This is a genomic window from Vallitalea maricola, assembly GCF_036985595.1.
Lineage (GTDB): Bacteria > Bacillota > Clostridia > Lachnospirales > Vallitaleaceae > Vallitalea > Vallitalea maricola.
In genome coordinates this window covers 1-258 of record NZ_BTPU01000479.1, presented here as the reverse complement: position 1 = coordinate 258, position 258 = coordinate 1, and the positions used below count along the sequence as shown (strand labels likewise).

The following is a 258-nucleotide window of genomic DNA, read 5'->3' as shown; positions in this document are numbered from 1 at the left end:
GAGAAAGATGGTACATCAATTCATAAACTGCAGGTACTTTAGCTGCCAATATAGGTATAGTTGTAAATATGCAAATCGTAAGCATAGCTACTATAATTATAGGTTTACGAAATATTAACTTATGTTGTTTTTTTCTTGATATTGTTGAATTAGCTGAACTAATTTTTTTATTAACAAGTTCTGTTGATGGATAAATCTGTTCATTCATGTGATTATATTTTTCTCTAAACATGGTAATCCTCCTTTAAAATTTCTTTC

At 27.5% G+C, this 258-nt stretch carries 1 pseudogene; it reads right to left on the bottom strand.

The features are described from left to right. Positions 1-232 (bottom strand): annotated as a pseudogene (locus AACQ14_RS24685) (hypothetical protein); the annotation flags it as partial. Positions 233-258 lie beyond the last annotated feature (26 nt).